Source organism: Methylobacterium sp. J-059, from assembly GCF_022829485.1.
GTDB lineage: Bacteria > Pseudomonadota > Alphaproteobacteria > Rhizobiales > Beijerinckiaceae > Methylobacterium.
In genome coordinates, this window is the sequence record NZ_JAKSYA010000131.1 from 24,769 (window position 1) to 49,502 (window position 24,734).

General features: G+C 69.8%; 2 protein-coding genes. One reads left to right on the forward strand and one right to left on the reverse strand.

Going from position 1 to position 24,734, the window contains the following annotated elements; genetic code table 11:
* Positions 1-213 precede the first annotated feature (213 nt).
* A complete protein-coding gene (locus MKK55_RS19125) occupies positions 214-24,444 on the reverse strand; it encodes a hypothetical protein (protein WP_243937163.1) in 24,231 nt (8,076 codons plus the stop codon).
* Here MKK55_RS19125 and MKK55_RS19130 point away from each other — a divergent pair.
* Positions 24,431-24,712: a hypothetical protein gene (locus MKK55_RS19130; protein WP_243937166.1), complete on the forward strand. Its 282-nt coding sequence runs from the start codon at positions 24,431-24,433 to the stop codon at positions 24,710-24,712. The genes MKK55_RS19125 and MKK55_RS19130 overlap by 14 nt on opposite strands.
* The last annotated feature ends 22 nt before the right edge of the window (positions 24,713-24,734 follow it).

Sequence of the window (24,734 nt, forward strand, 5' to 3'; positions counted from 1 at the left end):
TAAATCGCGAAAAAATACTCGGCTAGCCGTCGGTAGCCTAGCCAAGAACCGGAACGCGGCTGCTCGGGATTGCCGGCTTCAAGCGCACCTGTCTCTTCTGCCTGCACGCTCCAACTTCCGTCCATTAACGCAAACGTCTGCAAAGAATACGGACGAGGATACGACTACGATCCTCGCGATGTTGGTCGTGCGGGGAGTGGGTAGCGTCCCCGCCTACATGAAGAATATTGAGTCTTCCTTGCCGGCCTCGACGATGCTCTGGCTGGCCTCGTCGAACAGGTATGTCTTGTAGGATGGGGTTTTCGCCGTCAGCCGGTCGGACGAGACCTTGAGCACGATGCTGGTGTCCTGGATCGCCCTGATGATGTCGGCGGCCTTCTGCGGAGCGTGGGACACGGCCTGGATCGGCGTCCCGCCAGCAGCTTGGGTCGCGCGGAGGCTCGTCTCCGGCGCACCGGCGTCGGGCAGCGTGACGCCCGCGTCGAAGGTCCAGTAGGCGACCCCCTTCCGCGCGGTTAGGAACTTGTAGCCGCTACCGTTGGCGATCTCGTCCTGTCCGGAGACGTAGGACGGGGTCGTGCCTGACATCATCGCGCCGACCTGCTGGGCCAGCCACGGCATTGTGGCCAGAAGGCCGTAGTACCAAGCGAGAACTGCCTTCTTGCCGGGATGCGGATTGTTGAGGAACGGATACACGATCTGTCCGTCCCACGCCGCGCCGCCCTGCCAGGGGGTTGTCGCTTGGATGGCATTAAACCAGGCCAGCATCGCCCTCTTCCCCGGATGCGGGTTGTTCGCGAAGGGGTAGTTGTAGCCCCAGGGGAAGAGCCCGCCGGCGCCGGTCTGCGTCCCGAAGTGGAAGCTACCGTACGGGTAGAGGCCGTAGGCCGTGCCCGGGGCCGGCGTGTTCCAGTAGGTGGCGTTGTACTGCGCCAGCATGGCGGTGGTGTACTTGCCGTACACCGCCAAGCCGTTGGCGAAGTTCAGTACGTAGCTCGGGGAGCCGGCACCGGTGAGGATGCCGACGCTGGAGCGGAACTGCCCAAGGGCGATGCCGCCGAACGGCTGGCCGACCTCGCCGGGGGCGAGCGCATAGAGCGCGTTCGGGCCAATCATCTGTCCGGCCACGTCAAGTGCCGGCACTAACATCACCGTCGAGGCGAAGATGCGGTTGGTGCCCTCGCCGCCGTCGATCACGTCGTGGTTGATCAGCACCTGACCCGGGTCGCGGGCGAAGTACCGGCCGTCCGGTCCCCAGCCGCTGGTGGCCGCGCTGAGCAGGACGCCGGTGCCGCGGTTCGAGCCGTTCCAGGTGAACGGGCTCGTCGTTCCGGAGAACAGGCGGGCGATGACCTGGACCCGGTCGGCGACGAGGGACTCGGCGGTGGTGGCCGTGCCGTCGTTGGTGCCGGCGACGGGCAGGTGGATCATCGCGACGTCGCCGATCAGCACGTCGTTGCCGCGACCGCCCTGGATGCGGTCGTTGCCGATGCTGAGGGAGAAGCCCTGGCCGTTGCCGAACAGGATGTCGGAGGCCGTCTTCGCGATCGCGTCGACGGGGTGATCCGCCAGGAGGTGCGCCGCGAGCCTGGCGTCTTGGTCGGCGCTGATCCCGGCCAGCACGCGGTTGACCTCGACGGCCTGGGCGTTGCCGCCCCCGTCGAGGGTGGCGTCGGTGCGGGCGACGCCGGCCTGGACGACGAAGAGGTTGTCGCCCACGACCAGGTCGTCGCCGTCGCCGGCATCGATCACGTCGTTGCCGAGCACCAAGTGGTGGCGCGCCTTGAACATGTCGGGCGTGCCGGTCACCTGGAAGGTGTTGGTCCGGCCCGACACCGGCTCCATCGACGCCACCACGTACTCGCGGGCGCGGCTCACGGAGGCCGTGAGGTCGCTGATCGCGGTGCGCATGTCGCCGAGGAACTGCGCGAGGGCGGTGGCCGTGGCGAGCGACAGGTCGTCGAGGGGGCCGCCACCGCGCACGATCGTGCGGCCGGCGTCGCCGACGATGGTGTCGTTGCCGGCGCCGCCGGTGATCGTGTCGTTGCCGAAGCGCAGGGTGTCGGCCGAGGGATGGCCGGTGGCGTTGTCGATCATGTCGAGGCCCGAGGTCAGGCTGTCGAGCATGACCAGCGCCGCCTGCATCGAGAGCGTCACCGCGTCGATCCGGCCGTTGAGGGCGGCGTAGCGGGTCACGTCCAGGGCGAAGGTCTGGCTGTCGTCGCCGTAGATCGTGTCGTTGCCATCGCCGCCGTCGATGGTGTCGTTGCCCGGCAGCACGCCGTGCCCGCCGAAGAGGGTCGGAACGACCGAGGCGTAGACGGTGAGCGCCGCACCGTCCGTGCGCTTGATCGGCCCGGCTCCGGCCATGTCGGCGACGCTGCCCATCAGGTTCGGGTAGACCTCGATGCGCGGGGCGTTGGCGTTCATCACCTCCGGCAGGAGGTTGGCGGCGGGCACCACCACGGCGCCGCCGAGGGGCAGGTCTAGGCCGGCCTGCGCCGGGGCGCCGATCAGGCGGACCGCGTTCACGATGGTCGGCTCGTCGGAGACGAATCCGGCCGTGTTCGAGGCGCGGTCGCCGAAGACGAGGTCGTCGCCCGCCCCGCCGCGCAGGGTGTCGTCCCCGCGCTGGCCGAAGATCACGTCGTTGCCGTCGCCGCCGTCGATGACGTCGTCGTAGGCCGCGGCGAGGGAGACCGCGAGCACGGAGGTCGCGTCCGCGCCGCCCGCGGTCAGGATCTTCGCGCCCGAGGCGTCCCGCGCACCGGTGACGAGGAGCAGGTCGGACTTGCCCAGCGCGTTGATGGTGGTCGCGATGGTCTGGTCGACGCTGCCGCGCGAGTCGGTGGCGGTAACGGAGGTCACGGTGCCGACCTCCTCGAGCACCACGTCGCGGTGCCAGGTGCCGTCGCTGTTGAGCAGCGCCAATCCGTCGGCGCGGTAGGCGCGCACGATGCGCCCGACATCGCCGAGGATCATGTCCGCGCCGGCGCCGCCGTCGATCGTGTCGCGGCCCAGGCCGCCCACGATCTCGTCCGCGCCGTCGCCGCCGGAGATGCGGTCGTCGCCGCTCTGGCCGAACAGGCGGTCGTCGCCGGCATCGCCCGCGATCACGTCGTTGCCGGCCACGCCGTCGATCAGGTCGAACGGCATCACCTCGCGCAGGACCGTATCGCCGAAGGGCGCCGGGTTCATCTCCCAGACGATCGCCTTCACGTCGTCGACGAGGACGTGGCGGGTGATCAGGCCGTTGTCGCCGAGGATCACGTCGGCGCCGTTGCCACCGGAGATGACGTCGTCGCCATCGGCCGCGCCGGTCACGTTGCTGCCGCCGACGATGTCGTCGTCGCCGTCCTCGCCGAACAGGCGATCGTTGCCCTGCTCGCCGAAGATGAAGTCGTCGCCGGCGCCGCCGTAGATCTCGTCGTTGCCGCCGCCGTCGGTGGCCGCCGCGAAGATCGCCACGCCGCGCTGGTTGACCGGGAGCGCCACGTCGTAGAGCGCGTGGTCGCCGAACAGGACGTCGTGGCCGTCGCCGCCGACGATGTCGTCGTCCCCGGTGCCGCCGGCGACGAAGTCGTTGCCCGCGCCCGCGTCGATGCGGTCGGCACCGCCGGCCAGCGGGTCGGTGGACTGGAGCCGGCGCAGGGTCCGCAGCCCGCCAACGGCGACGAAGTCCGCAGCGCCGTTGTCGCCGAAAATGAAGTCGGCACCGCTGCCGGTGGCGATGGTGTCGGCTCCGACGCCGCCGAGGACGACGTTGTCGCCGTCGCCGGCCGTGATGGTGTCGTCGCCGCCGATCGTCGGGTCGATGGTGGCGACGCCGACGAGCTGGCCGGCGGAGAGGACGGCCGCGCCCGCATCGCCGAGGATCACGTCAGCGCCCGAGCCGGTGAGGATGGCATCGTTGCCCGCGCCGCCGAAGACGAGGTTGTCCCCGTCGCCGGCCCGGATCTGGTCGCCGGCGCCGATGGCGGCGTCGATCGTGGTCACGGCGGCCAGCAGGCCGTTCGACAGGGCGATCCGGCCGCTGTCGCCGAGGATCACGTCCGAGCCCGTGCCCGTGGTGATCGTGTCCGCGCCGAAGCCGCCCAGCACGATGTTGTCGCCGTTGCCCGCATCGATCGTGTCGTTGCCGCCGATGTTGGTGTCCGTCGAGAGGACCTGCACCGGGCGGCCGGCCGCGTCGAAGGAGACCTGGCCGACGTCGCCCAGGACCACGTCGCGGCCGGAGCCCGAGGTGATCTTGTCCGCATCCGCGCCGCCGATCACGAGATTGTCGCCGTCGCCGGCCTGAATCGTGTCGGCGCCACCGATCGCGGCCGCGAGGCTGCGCACCAGCACCGGGACGTAGGCGTTGAGCGTCACCGCGCCGGAATCGCCCAGGATCACGTCGGAGCCGGAGCCCGTGGTGATCCGGTCGGCGCCGGCGCCGCCGAGGACGACGCTTCCGCCGTCGCCGGCCGAGATCATGTCGCCGGCGCCGACGTCGAACACCGTGGAGGTGATCTCCTGGGCCCGGGCCTTGTCGTCGAAGGCCACGGTGCCGTTGTCGCCGAGAACAACCGAGCGGCCGTCGCCGACGGTGAGCGTGTCGGAGCCTGACCCGCCGAGCACCACCGCGTTGCCGCGGCCGAGGGTGACGGAGTCGTCGCCGGAGACGGTCTCGTCGCTCGTCGCCGCGAAGGACGGACGGCCCGCCACGAAGCGCACGAAGCCGGCATCGCCGATGACGAGCCCGTCGCCATCGAGGGCGCGGATCGTGTCGGAGCCGGCGCCGCCGATCACGACCTTGCTGCCGTTGCCGAGGGTGACCGCGTCCGCGTCGCCGATGGCGGCGTCAAGGCTGCGCGCCAGGGTGACGACGCCCGCGGCGTACTCGATGCGGCCGCTGTCGCCGAGGACGAGCGCGCGCCCGTCGCCGGTGCCGATCGTGTCGGAGCCGAAGCCGCCGAGGATCGTGTCGACCCCGTCGCCCGCCATGATCGTGTCGGCGCCGCCGAGACCCGTGTCGGTGGAGAGGACGAGGCTCAGCAGGCCGGCGGTGTCGTAGGTAACGGAGCCGAAGTCGCCGAGGATCACGTCCGCGCCGGAGCCGGTGGTGATGGTGTCGGCACCGGTCCCGCCGAGGGCGAGGTTGTCGCCGCCGCCGAGGTTCAGGCTGTCGGCATCGCCGGTCTCGACGTCCGTGGTGCGCACCAGGGCGCGCGTCCCGTCGGCGCGGAAGGTGACCGCACCGTTGTCGCCGAGGGCGATGTCGGCGCCAGCGCCGGCGGTGATCGTGTCGCGGCCCGCGCCGCCGATGATCACGTTGGCGCCGTCACCGGCCGCGATCGTGTCGTCGTCGCCGAAGGTCGGATCGGTGGAGGTGGCCTGCAGGATGCGACCGCCGGCGAAGGTCAGCTCGCCCGAGTCGCCCAGGATCACGTCGTTGCCGAGGCCGGTGGTGATCTGGTCGCGGCCGTAGCCGCCGACCACGACGTTGTCGCCGTCGCCCGCCTTGATCGTGTCGTTGCCGCCGACCCGCGGGTCGAGGGTGACGAGGGTCGCGATCACGCCGTCCTCGAAGGTGACGATGCCGTCGTCGCCGAGGACGATGTCGGAGCCCGAGCCGGTGGTGACGGCGTCCCGGTCGACGCCCGCGATGACGACGTTATCGCCGTTGCCCGCCGTGATGACGTCCTGGCCGCCGTAGGTCGAATCGGTGCTGCTCACCTCGGAGCGCACGCCGCGCACGAACTTGGCGTAGCCGTTGTCGCCCAGGACGAGGTCGCGGCCGGTGCTGAGGGTGACGGTGTCGTTGCCGCCGCCAGCGATGACGACCTTGTCGCCGTCGCCCGCCGTGATCGTGTCGGTGCCGCCGACCATCGGGTCGAGGCTGGTCACGAGGGCGAGCACGCCGCCGGTGAAGCTCACCGCGCCGTCGTCGCCGAGGAGGACGTCGCTGCCGAGGCCGGTGGCGATGCTGTCGTCGCCCACGCCGCCGATGACGATGTTGTCGCCGTCGCCCGCCTTGATCGTGTCGTTGCCGCCCGCGCTCGGGTCGGTGCTGGCGAACTGCACCCGCACGCCGTTGGTGAAGGTCGCGAACCCGTTGTCGCCGATGACGACGTCGTTGCCCGCGCCCGCGGTGATGGTGTCGTTGCCGAAGCCGCCGATGACGAGGTTGTCGCCGCCGCCGACGTCGATGGCGTCGTCGCCGCCGAAGGTCGGGTCAAAGCTCTCGGCGCGGGTCACGCGGCCGAGGGCGTCGAAGGTCAGACGGCCGTCGTCGCCGATGACGAGGTCCGCATCCGTGTCGAGCTTGCCCGCGTTGATCACGTCGCCGCCCAGGCCGCCGATCACGATGTCGGCGCCGGCGCCGGTGGCGATGCGGTCGGCCGCGCCGCCGTTCCGGTCGCTGACGACCTCGGCGATGATGCCGGCCACGTAGCTCACCGTGCCGTTGTCGCCGAGCACGATGTCGGCGCCCGCGCCGGTGGTGATCGTGTCGGAGCCCGCGCCGCCGCTGACGAGGTTGTCGCCCGCGCCGGCGTCGATCAGGTCGTCGGAGCCCAGGGTTGGGTCGGTGCTGGCGAACTGCGAGCGGATGCCGTTGACGAAGGTCGCGATGCCGTTGTCGCCGATCACCACGTCGTTGCCCGCGCCCGCGGTCACCGTGTCGTTGCCGATGCCGGCGATCACCACGTTGTCGCCGCCGCCGACGTCGATCTGGTCGTCGCCGCCAAAGGTCGGATCGAGGCTCTCGGCACGGGTCACGCGGCCGAGAGCGTCGAAGAGCAGGTGGCCGTCGTCGCCGATGACGAGGTCGGCGTCGGTGTCACCCTTGCCCGCGTCGATTACGTCGCCACTCAGGCCGCCGATCACGATGTCGGCGCCCGCGCCCGTCGTGATGCGGTCCATGGCGCCGCCGTCGCGGCTGCTGGTCGCCTCCGCGATGACCCGGTCGATGAAATCGACAGAACCGTTGTCGCCGAACACCACGTCGGCGCCGACGCCGGTGGTGATCGTGTCGGAGCCCGAGCCGCCGAGGACCACGTTGTCGCCGTCGCCGGCGGTGATCAGGTCGTTGCCCGCAATGCTGGCGTCGCCGGTCTCGGCATGTACCAGGAAGCCGTCGGCGAAGAGCGCCACGCCCTCGTCGCCGAGGATCACGTCGGCATCCTTGCCGGTGGCGATGGTGTCGCCGCCGACGCCGCCGATCACGACGTTGAGGCCGTCGCCCGCGTCGATCGTGTCCGCTGCGCCGAAGACGGATTCCAGGCTGCGCGCCTCGACGAGGATGCCGCCCTGGAAGCGCACGAAGCCGTTGTCGCCGATGACGACGTCGGCGCCCGAGCCGGTGGTCACGGTATCCGAGCCGACGCCGCCGATGACGACGCTTCCGCCATCGCCGAGGGTGACGCTGTCGTTGCCGCCGGAGGTCGGCGCGGTGGTCCCCGCGGTCTGGACGCGGCCGAGAGCGTCGAACTGCACCCGACCGTTGTCGCCCAGCACCACGCTGCGGCCGTTGCCGGCCTGAATCGTGTCGGCGCCGGTGCCGCCCAGGATCACGCTTCCGCCGTTGCCGACGGTGATGTGGTCATCGCCGCCGACGTTGTCGTAGGTGGTCTCGACCAGGATCGGCAAGCCGCCCGCCGTGAGGGTGGCCTGGCCGTCGTCGCCGAGGATCACGTCGGCGCCGTCGCCGGCCTTGATCGTGTCGGCGCCCGCGCCGCCGATCACGACGTTGCGGCCGTTGCCGAGGCCGATCTTGTCGGCGTCGCCGACCTCCGGGGCGATGGTGGTGATCGCCCCAACGTTGCCGCCGACGAAGTCCGCCTGGCCGCCGTCGCCGAGCACGACGTTGTTGCCGTCGCCGAGGGTGATCTCATCGCTGCCGGCGCCGCCGATGACGACGTTGTTGCCGATGCCCGCGGAGATCTTGTCGTTGCCGCCGATCTCCGGCGACTCGGTCACGGCGCGCAGGATGGTGCCGTTGGCCTCGAAGGTGACGAGGCCGTTGTCGCCGAGGATCACGGCGCCCTTGTCGGCGCCGGTGATGGTGTCGCCGCCGGCGCCGCCGAGGACGACGTTGCTGCCGGTGCCGAACGTGATGGTGTCGGCGTCGCCGATCGACGGCGCGAGGCTCTCGACCCGCGAGCGGACGGCGATCGCCTTGCCGGTTGTGGTCACGACGAAGTCGGCCTGGCCACTGTCGCCAAGGATGACGTGGTCGCCCGCGCCGGTGGTGATCACATCCTTGCCGGCGCCGCCGATGATGACGTCGTTGCCGTCCGAGGCGGTGATCGTGTCGCCGCCGCCGATGTCGTAGTCGATGGATTCCACGTGCTGGGCGAGGCCGCGGGCGAAGGTCGCCTTGCCGCTGTCGCCGAGGATGACATGGTTGCCCTTGCCGGCGCTGATCGTGTCGGCATCCGCGCCGCCGATGATAGTGACGTCGCCGTCGGAGGCCTTGATCGTGTCGCGGCCGCCGACGTCCGTGGCGATCGAGGTGACGGTGGCGATCAGCCCATTGGCGTAGGTCGCCGAGCCGCTGTCGCCGAGCACGACCTGCGTGCCGGTGCCCACGGTGATCTGGTCGCCGCCGGCGCCGCCGATGATGGTCGAGTTGCCATCCTTGGCCGTGATGACGTCGCCGTCGCCGACGGAGGGATCGATCGAGGTGATGCTCGACAGGAGGCCGGCCTGGAACACGGCCGAGCCGCTGTCGCCCAGGATGACGTGGTTGCCCGTGCCGACCGTGATCGTGTCGGAGCCCGCGCCGCCGATGATGGTGGCGTCGCCGTCCTGGGCCGTGATGCTGTCGTTGCCGCCGATGTCGGTGGCGACCGAGGTCACGGTGGCGATGAGGCCGTTCACGAAGGTCGCCGAGCCGCTGTCGCCGAGCACGACTTGGCGGCCGGTGCCGAGGGTGATCGAGTCGGAGCCGGCGCCGCCCAGGATGGTGGTATTGCCGTCCTTGGCGGTGATGGTGTCGTCGTCGCCGATCGAGGGGTCGATCGACGCGATGCTGACGAGCACGCCGGCAACGAACAGGGCGGTGCCGCTGTCGCCCAGGATGACGTGGGTGCCCGTGCCGACCTTGATCGAGTCCTTGTTGGCGCCGCCGATGATGGTGGCGTCGCCGTCGTCGGCCTGGATCGTATCCGCGCCGCCGATGCCGGTGGCGATCGAGGCCACGGTGGCGATCACGCCGTTCGCGAAGGTCGCCGACCCGCTGTCACCGAGCACTACCTGCGTGCCGGTGCCGACGGTGATCTGGTCGGACCCCGCGCCGCCGATGATGGTCGAGCTGCCGTCCTTGGCGATGATGGTGTCGTTGCCGCCGATCGCGGCCTCGCCGTCCTTGGTCTTGATCGTCGAGAGCACGCGGCGGCCGGCGAGCACGCCGAAAGTCGCCTCGCCGGTGTCGCCCAGGATGACCTGCGCGCCCTTGCCCACCGAGATGTAGTCCGAGCCCGCGCCGCCGATGATAGTCGAGTTGCCGTTCTGCGCCTCGATGTGATCGTCGCCGCCGATGGCGCCGCTGACGCTGGTGACGCTCACGAGCAGGCCGTTGGCGAAGGTCGCGTCCCCGGAGTCGCCGAAGATCACGTGGTCGCCCGCGCCCACGATGATGCTGTCCGCACCGGCACCGCCGACGATGACGTTGTCGCCCGTGGTGGCGGTGATGCTGTCGTTGCCGCCTTCGCCCGTGTTGGTGGACACGGTGCGGGTGACCGCGTGCGTGCCTTCGAGGAAGATCTGCGGCGTGGCGAGGCCGTCCTGGTAGACCTGGCCGTGGTCGCCGAAGACCACGTTGGCGCCGGCGCCCGCGTCGATCGTGTCGGCGCCGGCCTTGCCGGTGTCGTCGATGGTGAGGACGCGGGTGACGACGTTCAGGTTGAAGGCGGAGTCGCCGAGGATCACGTCCGCCGCGGGGCCGCCGACGATGAGGTCGTTGCCCGAGCCGCCCGCGATGTAGTTGCGGCCCTGGCCACCGGTGAGGATGTCGTTGCCGGCCCCGCCGTCGATCAGGACGATGCCGGTGGCGCCGGACGCGTCGATCGTGTCGTCGAGGCTCACGGGCTTACCGTCGACGCCGACGGTCCCTTCCTTCTGGAACGCGTAGGCGCGGCCGGTCGGGTTCTCGGGCGTCGAGTCGTAGCGGCTGTTGTCGGCCGTGGTGTCGCCGAACAGGGCGACAGGTCCGGTGGCCGCGGTCACCGTCAGGGTGTCGCCGCCTCCGCCGCCGTGGATCACGGTCAGGGTCGCCTGGCCGCTTCGCGCGTTCGTGCCCGTCCCGGCGACGGTGAAGCGGTCGTTGCCTGAGCCAAGTAGCACTTCGACGACGGACATGTCGCCGTAGGTGATACCGCCGCGGAAGGTCCGGCTTGGCGTGGTGCCGCTTGCGGCCACGACGACGTCCGTCGCCGACATGCCGAGCCCGCCGATATGGTCCCCGGTCAGTTGGCCGATCGTGCCGGCCGTGGTCGAGTCGTCATGGACGATGAGCTTGTCGAGGTCGGGCAGACCGCTGCTCGCGATCTGGCGGACGACCGTCGGGTTGCTCTCGCCCGGCAAGACGATCGCCTGCTGCAGGCCGCGGTTCTCCGGCCCAACGTCGCCCTCGAGGATTAGCGGGCCCTGAATGCTGCTCACGTCGTGGGGTTGGCGCGAAAACGTCTTAACGTCGGAGGTCACCTGCGACGCGGACGAGTTCTTTGAGACGACAATGTGAACCGGCTGGTCGTAGTCGGCCGCCGTGAAGGTGACGAAGGCCGGGTTCGTGCCGGTCGCCGCCGTGAAGCGCGGGTCAGTGCTCGACGTGATCGTCTTGCCGTCGTTGGCGAGCGAGATCTTGACGACCGCGGTCGGCTGCGTCGTCAGCACCATGTCGTAGGACGAGGACTGGCTGTCGGTGACGGCGACGCCACCCTCCGGTGCGGTCACGACCACGCCGGCGGTGTTGCCGTCGGCGACGAGCGCGTTGACGACGGGTGTCTCGACGACCGCGCCGTAGAACCCGAGGGTGCCCTGCGAGCTCGTGACCTTGTGGGTGATCGCGGCGGCGAAGCGGTTCTCGAGCGTCGCGTCGGCGGGCGAGGAGACCACGACGGTCTGCGCCTGGCTCCAGTTGGCGGTGGTGAAGGTGAGGTAGGCGTTGCCGTTTGCATCGACCGGCAAGGGCTGGCCAGCGGCGTTTAGGAGCTTGACCTGGGTCCGGTTCGGATCGGCGCTGGTGTCCAGCGTGACGGTGACGACCTCGCCGGGATTCGGCCGGTTGTTGAGGACGACGGTGTAGCTGTCGCGGTCCTGCGGCTGGTTGCCCTCGATCACCGAGGTGCTGCCCTGGCTCTCGACGATGACGATGCCGGCCTTGTCGTCGTCGATGACGGTGACGATGGTGTTGCGCAGGTAGGTGCCGTTGACGGCCGCGTTGCTGCTGAGCACCGACTGGCTGACCGCGACCTTCTGGTCGCCCTCCTTCGCGTTGTCGGACTTGGCGCGGACATAGACCGTCTTGGGTGCCGTCCAGACGTAGCGGTTCGCGCCGGAATCGAAGGTGGTGGCGAAGCTGAGGGTGACGGCGGCCAACCAGTTCACTTGATCGGTCGAGACCTCGACCGTGCCGGCATCGCCCGCGAGGGCGCGCATCTGCGCCGAGGACTGCGCCGCCGAGACCGTCACGACCGCCGTGTCCGTGGATCGTAGGCTCGGGTCGAGGGGCGGGGAGACCGTGTAACTGCCGACGCTGCTTCCGACGGCGTTCACCGTCGTGATCGCGCTGTCCTCGCGCAGCGTCAGGGTCGTGCCGTCGCTGACCGAGCCGCCGCCGCCCGCGGAAACCGAGGCGTTGATGCCTTGGACGAACAGGCCGTCGTAGCGCTTGTCGAGACTCGACGCGGTGTGGTTGATCACCGCCGAATTGCCCTTGGCGTCCCGCGCGATGACCTCACCCGAGACGTCGCCGGCCACGTTGAAGGTGTCGCTGCCGAGCCCCCCGATCAGCGTCGTGACGACGCCGGGCGCGGTAGATTGCACGTAGAAGGTGTCGTCGCCCTCGAGGCCGTCGACCTCGACCGCCTGGATGTTGGCGAAGCGGATCGACAGGCCGGCGCCGTAGACGCCGTCGCGGGTGATCACGAAGGTGTCGGCGAACTCGGTCCCGAGCGCCACGACCTTGTTGAAGCCGGAGCCGCCGTCGATGTCGAGCGGAGCGTTGACGTTGTACTCGATCTTGTCGTCGCCGGCGCCGGCGTTGAGCTTGATCTTGGCGCCGTCCGCGACTGCGAAGGCCCGGACGATGAACGCGTCGTTGCCGTCCTCGCCTTCGAGGCGCAGGTCCGCTTGGTTCGAATAGATCTGGAAGGTGTCGTCGCCGATGCCGCCATAGATCACCGTCGGGAGCGAGATGCCCTTCGACAGGTAGGCGCCGAAGGATAGAAGCGTCGTGTCGAAGGCGTCCTCGCCGAGGCCGTGGGCGGCGTCGCGCGGCGTCGCGAAGACTTGGCCCACCTGGAAGAAGTCGTTGCCAGCGCCGCCGTCGATGGTGGTCAGGACCGCGTTGTCGTCGAGGTAGAAACGGTCGTCGCCGTCGTTGCCCTCGACGTCGAGTCGGCCATTGATCGAGCCGTCGTAGTTCACGCGCTCGATCTTGGTGTTCGTGTAGCTCGCATCCGCTTCCGGGTGCACCAGCGCGACGAAGCTCCTGCGCAGCAGGAAGGTGTCCGCCGCCGCGGTGCCTTGAAGGGTTAGGTTGTCGATGCCATCACCCGGCGCGCCGCTGTCGCGGACGTTCACGACGTAGTCAGACGACCCGTTCAGCCACACCGTGACCGTGTCGCTGCCGGCGCCGCCGTCGATGCTCAGCGTGTCGCGTTTGTCGGTGCGGGTGTTCTTCGCGTGCGTGCTCACCAGGTCGCCGAGCCGGTCGACCACGACGGTGTCGTCGCCGGCGCCGGTCTCGATCGTGGTGTTCGCGGCGAGCGCGAGCGGATGGATCGTGACGGTGTCGTTGCCGCCGCCGGTCGCGACGTCGAGACCGGAGACGGCGTCCGGGCTGGCATCGTCCGGATTGGTCGTGAAGCGGCCGGTGAGGGCGACCGTGTCGGCACCGGACCCGGTCCTGACCGCGATCGTGGTGGCGGCGGTGTAGGTGCCGGCCAGCGTCACGGCGTTGGCGCCGTCGCCCGCGTCGATCGCCAGGGAGCCGACGGAGACGTCCGTCGAGGGCGCGGTGATGGTGTCGTTGCCGCCCGCGGTCGTGACGGCGAGCGCGCCGGAGAGCGCGATGCGGCCGCCCAGGGTCACGGTCTTGTCGCCGCTGCCGCCGGTGACGGCGAGGCTCTTGGCCTTGATGGTGCCTCGGGTCTCGACGGAGTCCAGGCCCGCTCCGGCATCGACCGTGACGGCGCCCGTCCCGGTGAGGCTCGTCAGGGTGCCGTCGAGGATGATGGTGTCGTTGTCGGCACCGCCCGAGATCGCGATCGCGGACGCCGTCAGCGTTCCGGCGATGGTCATGACGCTGCCGGCCGCGTCCGGGTCGGGGCCGGTGGCGTTGTAGTCGCCGCGGAGCGTGATGGTGTTCTGGGCCGTGACGACGGCATTCGACAGGATCGACAGGTTGTCGCCGGCGTTCAGGGTGACCGAGCCGGTCTTCGCCCAAACCGTGACGGTGCGTCCGGAGACGCCGACCGTGAGGTCGTCGCCCATGCTGCCGGTCTCGCCCGCGGTCTGCGTGATGTCGCCGGTCTCGGCGATGATGTCCTGGGAGATCACGAGCGGGCTGGAGGTGCGAATGTTGACCGGGCCGTGCGAGGTGATGCCCGGGTTGCTCGCGGCCGTGACGCCGCCGATCTGGAGGCCGCCCTTGTTCCAGAGCCACACGGAGCCGTTCTGCGACACGCCTTCGAGCCCGCCGTAGCCGTTGGCGAGGGAGCCGCTCTGCATGCTGGCGACGATGCGCCCGGTGGTCGTGGCGGTGTCGGCGTTCTGCCCGATGCTGTCGTTGGCGAAGAGGTAGGCCTTGCCCGAGGTCAGGTTCGAATTCAGGTCGGTGCGGCCATTGTAGATGCTGCCGCCCGGCACCGTGAGGAAGGCGGTGCCGAGGTTGCCCGAGCCGACCGAGTCGAGCCACAGGTCGCCCGACGTCTCCATGATGTGGAGATTGTCCGAGGCGGTCACCCCGCTCCGCGCCTTCAGCACGCCCCGCACGTTGTTGTACGAGCTGTCGATGTCGAGGTTGTTGCCGTCCGCGCCGATGGAGCTGCCGGCGGTGAGCGTGATGTTGCGCCCGATGACGTTGGCCTTCGGCTGCGAGTCCTCGGGACCCGTGCTCGCCACGTCGGTCACGCCCGCGGCGAAGGGGTGATAGGGGTCGCTGACGTCGACGCCGTCGAGGATCGCGAGGGAGGAGGTCAGGACGACGTCGCCGGCGGATGACACCACGCTGCGCACGTTCATGCTCAGCTCGGTCTCGTTCAGGACCACGGTGTCGCGGGCGGCCGCGGTGATGGTGCCGCCGCCCTCTTTGATGTCGATCGCCCCGAAGGTCGTGTTGAGGCCGATGCCGCCCCTGTCGGCGCGCAGCTCGATGTGGTTCGCGTCGATCTTGGTCCAGTCGTTGGAGACGGCCTCCAGGATCGAGCCCTGGTCGGCGGTGAGGTAGACGCCGTGTTTCGTCGCCGCGTCGTAGCGGCCGTCCGCGAACGCCGAAGCGAGGTAGAGGTCGCCCGCGCGTTCGGTGACGTGGACGCTCACGGCGGCCCGCGCCGTCAGCGCATTGGTGCCCGACAGGACGATGCCGATGGCCTTATCGGCGGTGCCGACGGTGCCCGTCGCCGCTTCGAGCACGAGGTCGCCGCCGGTGATGTTGGTGGCGTTGGCGGACAGACCGTTCAGGATGTTCGTCTTGGTCTTGATCCGGATCTCGCCGTTCGTCGTCGAGGTGACCGTTCCCAGTGTGATGTCGGAGGTGACGTCCTTCGCGGTGCCGATGAAGATCTGTCCCCCGGCCGCCACGTTCAGGGTTCCGCTCGCATCGAGGTAGAACGCCTTGCGTTGCTGGATCAGCACCTGTTGGATCAGGTTCCCGGGATTCGTGGCGTCGTATTTCGACTGCGCGACCGTGACGAGCTTGCCCGTCTCCGCCGTCACCGTCCTGGAGACGGTGAGGACGTGGCCGGTGGCGTCGATCGCGGTGATCGTGAGGTAGCCGGTCTCGCCGGTGGCGTTCGCGGTCGTGGAGCCGAACACCGCGCCGACCGCGATCTTCATGCCGACCATGAAGCCGTCGTCGGTCCAGTCGCCGCTGTCGCGGGTCAGCGTGCCCCGGCCGTTGGCGTTGGCGAAGGTCACCGTCGCGCTCGACGTCGGCGCGGAGGGGTTGAGCACCATCGGCGCGAAATCGACGCCCGCCGCGAACTCGCCCTTCAGGGTCTGGTTCGCGGACAGCGTGATGACCGATCCGCTGACGCCGGCGATCTTGTAGACCGTGGTCCCGTCGAAGCCGTTCAGCCGCGACTGCGCGCCGATATAGAGCGCGTCGCCGGGGTGGAAGACGGCCGGGTCCCAGGTGCCGTTGACGAGGGTGATCGTGCCCTGGTTGCCGCTGTTGCCGAATGTCACGGTTTGCGAGACGGGGGCGTGGGCGAGGTAGACCACGTCGCTGCGCTCGGCCGCGGCGAGCGCGATCCGGGCGTCGAGCGACAAGGTGACGGGCTTCGCCGAGAGGTCGACCGTGGTGACGCCGTTGACTTGGCCGATGCCGCCGCCGTTGGCGACGAGCGTGACGTTCGCGCCGGTGACGTTCGGGGCCTGGGAATCGATCTGCGTGTCGGTCACGGTCTTGAGGAGGCCGGTGCCGACGCCGAACAGCAGTTCGTTGACGTCCCAGATCTTGATGCCGCCGGTCAGCGCCGCGTTCGTCGTCGCATCGATGAAGAAATAGGGGTTCGTCTGTTTGGCGCTGTCGTCCACCTGCGTGAACTGATGGAAGAACGCCGCGAGACTGCCATATTCGAGCGTCCGCGACGCCTGCAGCGCGGCGACCGTCGCGGTGACGTAGGCATCGAGCACCGCGCCGGAGAGGTTGGTGCCGGTGCCCTGCTGCCGGAACTGCGCGCTGAACGCCACCCCCTCGGCGCCGACGAGCTTCACCATGAAGGGTGTCGTGCCAACATGGGCGTTGTAACCGAGATACGTGCCGTAATCGGGCGCGATTGCGGCGTCGTAGGCGTCGCCGAAACGGCCGTACTTGGCGTTGAGCGCGTGATAGGCGGCCGTGTTCTGGAAGGTGGCGTCGTAGACGGTCGGGTCCGGCTGCTTGGCCCGGATGGTCCAGTAGCTCGCGTACTCGCTCGCGAAGGTCGCCGCCGAGGTGCCCGGATAGGCGGCGGAGAAGGCCGAATAGGTCGCCGTGAGGGCGGGATAGATCCCCGTGTAGCCGAGATACGTGGTGTAGTCGGTGACGACCGCGTCCTTGTAGGCGTTCCCGAACCCGCCGTAGGTGGCGTTGAGCGTGCGGTAGGTCGTCGTGCGGTCGGTGACCACCTGGGCGAGCTGGGCGGCGACGTAGGCGTCGCGGTCCGCGCCGGTCTTGGTGACGCCCGTGCTGTCGTTCCGGAACCGGTCGGCATAGGCCGCGCGCTCGGTCGCGGACAGCGTCGGCACGAAGGTGGCGTCGTAGACGGTCGGGTCCGCCTGCTGGATGCGGATGTTCCAGTAGTCCGCGTAGCCGGCGGCGAAGTCGGCCGCCGAGACCCCCGTGAAGGCGGCGTAGGCGGTCGAGAGCCGGGCGAAGTCGGCCGTGCGCGTCGTCTCGATGCCGGCGATCTTGCCGGCGACGTAGGCGTCGAGGGCGCTGCCCGAGAGCGTCATCGCGGCGCCCGCGGTGCGGATCGCCGCCGTCTCGGTCGTCGAGACCGTCACGGTGCCGCCGACCAGCGCGCTCTTCTCCGCCCAGTAGGTGTCGTAGGCGGATTTCAGGTCGGGATAGCCGACGTCGCCGTACTGACCGTAAGTCTGGTTCAGCGTCCGGTACTGCGTCGTACGCGAAACCTGGATCGTCCCGAGCGCGCCGGCGATGTAGGCGTCGCGGGTGCCGGTATGCGTGGTCTGTCCGTCGTATTCCTTGCCGTAGAAGTCCGTGTAGTAGGCGGTCTCGGTTGCGGAGAGCGGCACGACGAAGTTGGCGTCGTAGACGGCCGGGTTCGTCTGCTGGTTCCGAAAGTTCCAGTAGGTGCGGTACTCCTGCTCGTGCACGCTCTCGTAGGCGTTCAGCGTCGCGGTGACCTTCGCCAGGGCGTCGGCCCCGGTGAGGGCGAGGTCCTTCCAGACGCCGCCGAGGAGCTGGTCGACGGTGCGCTGGTCGCGCGTCACGTCGGTGACGACGTTGAGCAGGCTGCCCTTGTCGACGGTCACCGACACGTCGCCGCTCCCGGTGATGGTGTTCACCCGCAGGTCGCGCGCCGTCAGCGTCGCGCCGGCCGAGGCCTTGTAGCCGAGCTGCTCGACGGCGACGGCGCCCTTCGCGCTGATCGTGAGGAGGTCGCGCTGCGTCGTGTTCACGGCGAGCTTCAGGACGCCCGCGGCGTTGCCGACATCGCCCAACGAGGTCGTCTTCAGGGTGACGGCACCGCCTGAGATCAGGCCGTCGCCGCCCGCCGCGACCGTGATGCCGGTCCGCGCCGTGAGCGTCACGTCATAGGCGCCCGCGACCGTGGCGAGGTCGGAGAGGGAGGCGGTGGCGAGCTGGAGCGGCGTGAGTGCGCGGAGGTCGCCGGCGATGACGTCGTCGACGGCGATGCTCTGCGAGCTCGTGAGGTTGATGCTGCCGCTCTTCGTGATCGCGGTGAGGCCGCCCGCGCCGACATTCACGGCGAGCGCCGTGTCGCGGCTGCCGATGCCGCCGCCGCCGACCAGCACGACTGTGTTGCCGCCGACGGCGCCGTTCCCGCCGAACTGCTCGATGGTGTTGTTCGCGGTGATCGAGGTCGTACCGCTGGTGTTGGCGATCGCATCCTGGATCAGGACTTTGCCCGCGCCGGTGGCGTTGATTGCGATCGTGCTCGAATCATGCCCCGTGAAGCTGATGCGGATCGGCTCGTCGGCCTTGATGCTGTGCTTCGAGAGATATTCGTTGAACGTCGTCTTGAAGAACGTCTGAGAATAGGTCGACTTCCCGTACCACGTCGTTTCCGTGCTGACTTCGGACTTGTCATAGACCGGGGTTGCGGTCTCGAAGTTCGCGTTCGGCGAGACGTGGTTGTAGAGCACGCTCTCGAGCGCCGTGTTGAGCGTGTAGTACGTGCCCTCCGGGAGCAGCCGGACGTCGCCGACGCTCTCGACCTGGTAGCCGGTGATATTCGCAGGGTCGGCCGCGAAGGCGTCGATGCCGAGCCAGTCCGAGGTCGACTTGGTGACGCTGGAGACCTCCTTGGTCCCCTGTCCGACCGTGAACTGGTAGCGGTAGCCCTGCTGCGGAGCGTAGCTGTTGGTCTGCGCCGCCGCCGGCGCGGGCAGCGTCGAGACGACGTGGCCCTGGGCGTCGAGGGTCTTGACGATCACCGAGTAGACGGCTTTGCCCTGCGCGTTGACGGTCTCGGTGTAGATCGACTGCTTGGCGACGATGCCGCTCGAGGCGTAGCCCTTGTCCGTCAGGATGACGGTGCCGTTGCCGCGCTGGGTCGTGTCAAGGCGGTTCAGGACGAGGTCGTAATCCGTGGTGTTGTTGATCGTGACGTTGGCGTAGCCGCCGAGCGCCTCGATGCTGCCGGCGGACGGCGCCGTGTTGAGGATCACGCCGGTGATCGAGACGTAGCCGCCCGTCACCCGCAATTCGTTCACGACGATGCGGTTGTTGGCGGTGTCGTACTGGATGTCGAAGCCGTTGCCGCCCGAGGCCGTCGCCAGCGAGACGAGGCCGCTCTGGCCGCTCTGCCGGATGCGGAGGATCTCCGCGGCCGTGTCGGCGCCGATGGTGACGGCGTAGTCGGGCCGGCCGCTCTGGATCTTGCCGTTCACGTTGACGTAGTTCGCGTCGATCGAGATCCGGCTGCCGTAGAGGTTGACCCCCGACGGCACCTGCGCCGTCGCGGCGGCGACTTGGCTCGGATCGATACCGAGCGTGTTGGTGACCGAGGAGCCGGCGCTGAGCTTGACCGAGATCAGGTCGATCTGCGCCTGCGTCGAGGTATCGATGCCGCTCATGCCGCTGCTGGGCAGGATCGCCTTGATCTGGGCGTAGGGCTCGCCGGCGACGTTGTAGACCGAGACGTCCTTGATCGTCACCGAGCCGCCCGCGCTCGTGGTGTTGGTCTTGGTGTGGATGTCGGCGAAGTAGTTGATGTCGCCGCCTGCCTTGTCGTTGGTGACGACGAGGTTGGCGTTGATCGCATCGATCTCGCCGGTGATGGAGATGCTCGGCGTCGGCAACTTGACGTTGGTGACGGTACCCGTGGAATCCGTCGCCGTGAACGATGTCGGGCCCTGAGTGCTGCGGATCGAGATGGTGCTCACGCCCGCATTGCCGCCGGCCGACTGCGTCACGGCGCCGAAGGCGGCCAGAAGGCCGCTGGTGGTCTTGTCGTTCGCGCTGTTGGCGACGTTGAGCGCGTTGACCCGGGCGTTGATGGCCGCCACCGCGTCGTTCGAGACCACGTCGCCGTTGAGGTAGACGCCGCCGTTGCTCTCCGGGATCGTGATGCCGCCGATCTTGAGCGCTGCGGGCGACTGGTTGAGGATCGTGACGGCGGTCTCGCCCGGTGCGTCGAGCTTGGCGCTCGCGGCACCCACGAACTCGTCGGCGCGCACGTCGATCCGGCCGGCAGCGGCCGAGAAGGCCTGGATCGTCACGGTCGGCACCGAGACGTTTTTGGCGACGAGTTTCGTCCCGCCGCCGGCAGACGGCAGCGCCTCGGCGAGGTTCGAGGCGAGCAGCTCGGCCGTGATCTGGTCGATCTGCCCCTTCCAGAACGTGGCGAGCTCCGGGTCTTCCTGGACCTGCTGGCCGTTCTGCGTGACGAACTTGCTGTATTTCAGGTACTGGGCCGAGGCGTTCGCCAGCGCGTCGAACAGGCCGCTCGAGATGGGCTCGAAGTCGAGCGTCAGCACGAGTCCGCCGTCGAGCGTCGTGGTGCCGGACGCTTGGCCGGAGGCGGCACGGATGGTGAAGGCGCTGGTCGTCCCGTTGATTGTGACGCTGCCCGTCACGACGGTCGCGCCGTCAGTGTCTCGGTAGAGGCCCTTCTTGTTGGCGACGTCGATGGCGTCGATGTTGATCGACACGTTTCGGCTGATGCCGGTATGGACCTCGCCATCGACCCGCACGACGCCGTGCGAGGTGGAGCTGCCCGAGCCGGTGACGTGCTGCTGGCCGCCGCCGAGCGCGTCATTGATCGCGCCCGCAACCGCGGTCGTCCAGTTGGTCGCCTTGGCCTGGGCGATCGTCGTCGAGATGCCGAGGCGGTTCGTGTAGAGGTCGGCGTCGCCGGCGCTCTCCAACTTGGCGTTGACGTGCACCCAGACCGTGTTCGTCTGCGCGACGTTCGCCTCCGCCGTGAGGCTGCTCAACGGGATCGCGCTGCCGGCGAAGTTGTCGGTGTAGGTCTCGAAGACGTAGCGGTCGTCGTAGAGGTACTTGTTGGTGCCGGCGAACAGGCCGAGGTCACCGCCCGCGTGCAGCTTCGCGCTCGCGCCGACATCGACGAGGTTGATCGGATTGAAGGTGATGGTCGAGCCCGCCACCGCAACCGTCGCGGCGCCGTAGGTATCGGCTTCCACCTGCACCTTGACGTTGGCGTGGCCGTTTGCAGCGAGCGTCATCGCGCCGGTGCTGCTGAGCTGGGCGCCGGCGCCGACGAGGATGCTGGCGTCGAAATGGTTGGCCGTGACGCTCGCCGAGGCGCCGGCCCCCGAGATCGCGCCGCCGGTCTGGAGCTTGGTGGCGTCGTAGATATCCGCGGCGTTCTGGGCTGCGAGGCTCAGCGTCCCCGCCGCGCCGACGACGTTGAGCACTGCGTTCGCATCGACCTTGACGGCGGTGCGGAAGTCGATCGTCAGCGCGCTGCTGGCGCCGGCGGCGCTCGCGATGCCGCCGGTCGAACCCGACAGGTCGGGGTCGGACAGGTCGGCTTTTGTCAGAGCGTTCGAGGCGGTGGCCGAGATACTCCGAGCCTGGATGTTGGCAGCCCTGCCGATCTCGACGGTGACCGGTGAAGTCACAGCGTTCGCGACGAACGCGCCGGTTCCGGCGAGCGCCCCGTAGGCCGCGGTGATCACCTGCGTCTGGATCGTCGCGGCGTGGCGCGCGAGCGCGCTGAAGGCGCCGCTGCCGCTTCCCCTGAGGTCGACCCGCACGAAGGAACCGAGGTCGGCGAGCGTCGAGCCCTGCACGGTGTTCGTGCTGACCGCCGCGGCCCCCGACACGAGTCCGCCGCTGCCGGCCGTCGTGATGACGGCGTTGGTCTCATTGTTGTCGGCCGTGAGGCTGAGGCTGCCGGCGGTGATCGAGTTCGTCGTCGTAATGGTGGCGTGCGCGTCGACGTCGGATGTCGAGGTCGCGTAGGTGGCGCCGGCCGCGATCAGGCCCAGGCTCGCGCTCGATGCGTTGGAGCTTTGGCGCGTGGCGCCAAGCGCCGCCACGACGAGTGCACCGGTGAGGGCGATCCGCGCGCCCGTCCCGACCGTGCTGTCGATCGTGCTCTTGTTCTCGGCGACCGTGACGGTCGAGGTCAGGCCGATCAGGCCGCCGACGGCGCCGACGGCGTTGGCGGCGGCGGTATCCGACCCGTTCTGCTGTCCGAGGTTGGCGATCACGCTGAGCGAGCCGCCGGTGATCTTCGCATTGCCGACGGTGGCGACGACTTTCGCCGCGACCTTCGCGGTGGCGGCCGAGGCGCCGACCGCCACCGTTCCGGCGTTGAGCCCGTAGGCCGTAGAGGTGGCTTTCGGCTGCGCGGTCGCCAGGACGCTGACGGACGCGGCGGTGAGGTCGGAATTTCCGTCGATGGAGGCCGTCGCCTCGGGGGTCAGGGTCACGAGCGAGACTGCGCCGCCGGCCGCGAGGGCGATGACGCCGGCCGCGAGCGAGACGGTCGCCACCTCGGACGAGGCCGTCGAGGTGTCGGCGGCCGTCACCGAGACGTTGCCGCCCGCCACGATCGTGCTGCCCGTGATGGCCGCGCCGGTGGTGCTCTGGACGACGTTGTTCGTGCCCGCACCGCCGCCGGCGATGGCCACGCCGATGCCGCCGAGCGCCGCTGCGGCGGAGGCCGCCGCCGCCTTCGAACTCAGGTTCGCGACCTCGTTGGCCGTGACCGAGACGGACCCCGCCACCGTCAGCCGCGAGACGCCGGAGATGGAGGCCCGGACATCGTTCCCGATGACGTTCGTCGCCGTCGCGACGCCGAGCGCGACGGCGTTCGCGCTGATGCCCGCCATCGCCGCGAGCGAGGCCGCACCGGTATCGACGCTGAGCGTCGAGGTGTCCCGCGCCAGGACCGCGACGCTGCCGACCGTGGCGCTGCCGCCGCTGACGAAGGCGTGGACGTCGGTCGCGACCTTGTTGATCGAGATCGCGGCGGCACCCGAGGCCTGGAGCCCGACGCCACCGCCGCCCAACGCCACCGCGCCGGCGCCGACCTTGGCGTTGATCGTCTGCGAGGACATCGCGGTTGCCGAGAGGGCGCCACCGGCTGTCACCGTGGCATTGACCACGGAGGCCTCCACCTGGACGCCGGTGCGCGTCGCGCCCGACGGGGTGTAGCCGATCGAGTTCGTCGCCGCCGCGGCCCCGAGGCTCGCGCCGACCGCGATGCCGCCGATCGCCACCGAGCCGGCGAGCGCCGTGACCTCGGCGCTGATCACCGACGTGTTCGATGCGGACACGGCGACGTCGGCGGTGGCGAGCGTCGGCGAGGCCGTGATGGTCGCACCGTTGATGGTCGCCTGCGTCGTTCCGCCGATGATGTTCGTCGCGCCCGCCCCGCCGCCCGACACGGCGACGCCGACGCCGCCGCCCGACACCGAGACGGCCGCCGAAGCCGCCACGGCGCGGATCTGCGCGGTCTCGACGGCCCGAACCGTCACGTCGCCCTGGATCGCCCCGCCCGAGAGGGTCGCGCGGTAGCTGTTGCCGTACCGGCCGTAGGTCGCGTCGAGCGTGCGGTAGTCGGCGGTGCGCTGGGTCGCGAGGTCGGTGAGCGCCTGAGCCACGTAGCCGTCGAGGTCGCCGCTCGACGCGCCCGGATGGGCGAGCTGGGCCTTGACGCGGAGGTCCGGGCTGAGCCTCGCCTGCTCGGCGCTCGAGATCGCGACCTGGAAGGTCGGATTGTAGGCGGCCGGGTTCGGTTGCTGGTTGCGGTAGGCCCAGTAGCGCTCGTAGCCCGACAGGAGATCCTGCTCGGATTTCGTCGCGGTGGCGACCGTGCCGCCGGTGATCGCGGCGACGACCTCGTTCTGGATCGTGTTCAGCGCGTAGGCCGAGCCGACCGCGACCGAGACGCCGACGGCGCCGCCGGAGCCGGCGAGCGCGGCCGTCTCGGTATTGGCGTCGATGGTCGAGCTGTCGCTCGCCGCCACCGTGACGGCGCCCGCCGTCACGGTGGCGGCGCCGACGAGGGCCTTCGTCGCGACCGCGATGACGTTGCCGGTGAACGTGCCGGCTCCGCCGACGCCGACGCCGACGAGGCCGCCGGCCACGACCGCGGAGCCCGCCGCCGTATGGGCAGAGATCGTCTGGTTCGAGGTCGCCTCGACATCGACGGTGCCGCCGGCATCGACGGTCGTCCCGGTGATGGCGGCCTGGACCTGCGCGCCGGACCCCTTGACCGGGTCGCCGGTCTGCTGGCCGTGCGAATCGGTCGGGATCGTCCAGGTGCCGATGACGTTCTGGGCGCCGGCGAGGCCGATCGCGACCGCGACGCCGCCCGCGCCGCCCGCGAGGGCGCCCGCCGCCGCGTCGACGAACGCGGTGATGGTCGAGGTGCTCGAAGCGGTGACGTCGACGTCGTAGAGCGTGCTGGCGACGCGGCTCGCGTCGATGAGGGCGTTGGTGTTCGTCGTGATGGTGTTGACGGCGATGGCGCCGCCGCCGCTCACCGCGACGCCCGCTCCGCCGCCGCCGCCGATCGTCAGCGAGGCCGCCGCCGAGGAGGCCAGGATCGTGGCGGCGTTGGCGGCCGAGACCAGGACGTCGCCGGCCGTCGCCGTCACGCCGTTGTTGGCGTTGGTGATGGAGGCCGCGATGGTGTTGCCGATGGTGTTGTAGGCGAACGAGAGCGCCACGGCGACCGAGACTCCGGCCGCGCCGCCGCCCGCCACCGCGAGGCCCGCTGCCGCCGTCAGGCTCTTGATCGTCGAGGAATCCAGCGCCTTGACTGCCACGCTCGCGGCCTGGATGCCGTTGCCGACGCCGACGATATAGGCCTGGGTCGCGATCGCGATGGTGTTCGACACGCCGGCGCCCGCGCCGGCGACGCTGACGGCCGCCGCGCCGCCGCCCTGGATCGCCGCCGAGATCGCCGCGACCTGCGCCGTGATCGATGCGTTCGAGGTGGCCTGGACACGGAGCGCCCCCGCCGCCGAGACGGAGGTGTCCTGCAGGCATTGTGACAGGGCGTTCGTGCGCGATTCCAGCGCGCCGACGCGGGACTCGACGCCGCCGATCCGCCCTTCCGCCGAGTCGAGGCGGGAGCCGAGGCCGGCGATGGTGCTCGGGCCGTAGCCGGAGGTCGCGAGGTTGCCCG

What these genes read in the sequence shown, in the direction of transcription:
- MKK55_RS19130 (WP_243937166.1), top strand. Translation starts at nt 24,431, where the DNA reads ATGGTGTTCGACACGCCGGCGCCCGCGCCGGCGACGCTGACGGCCGCC.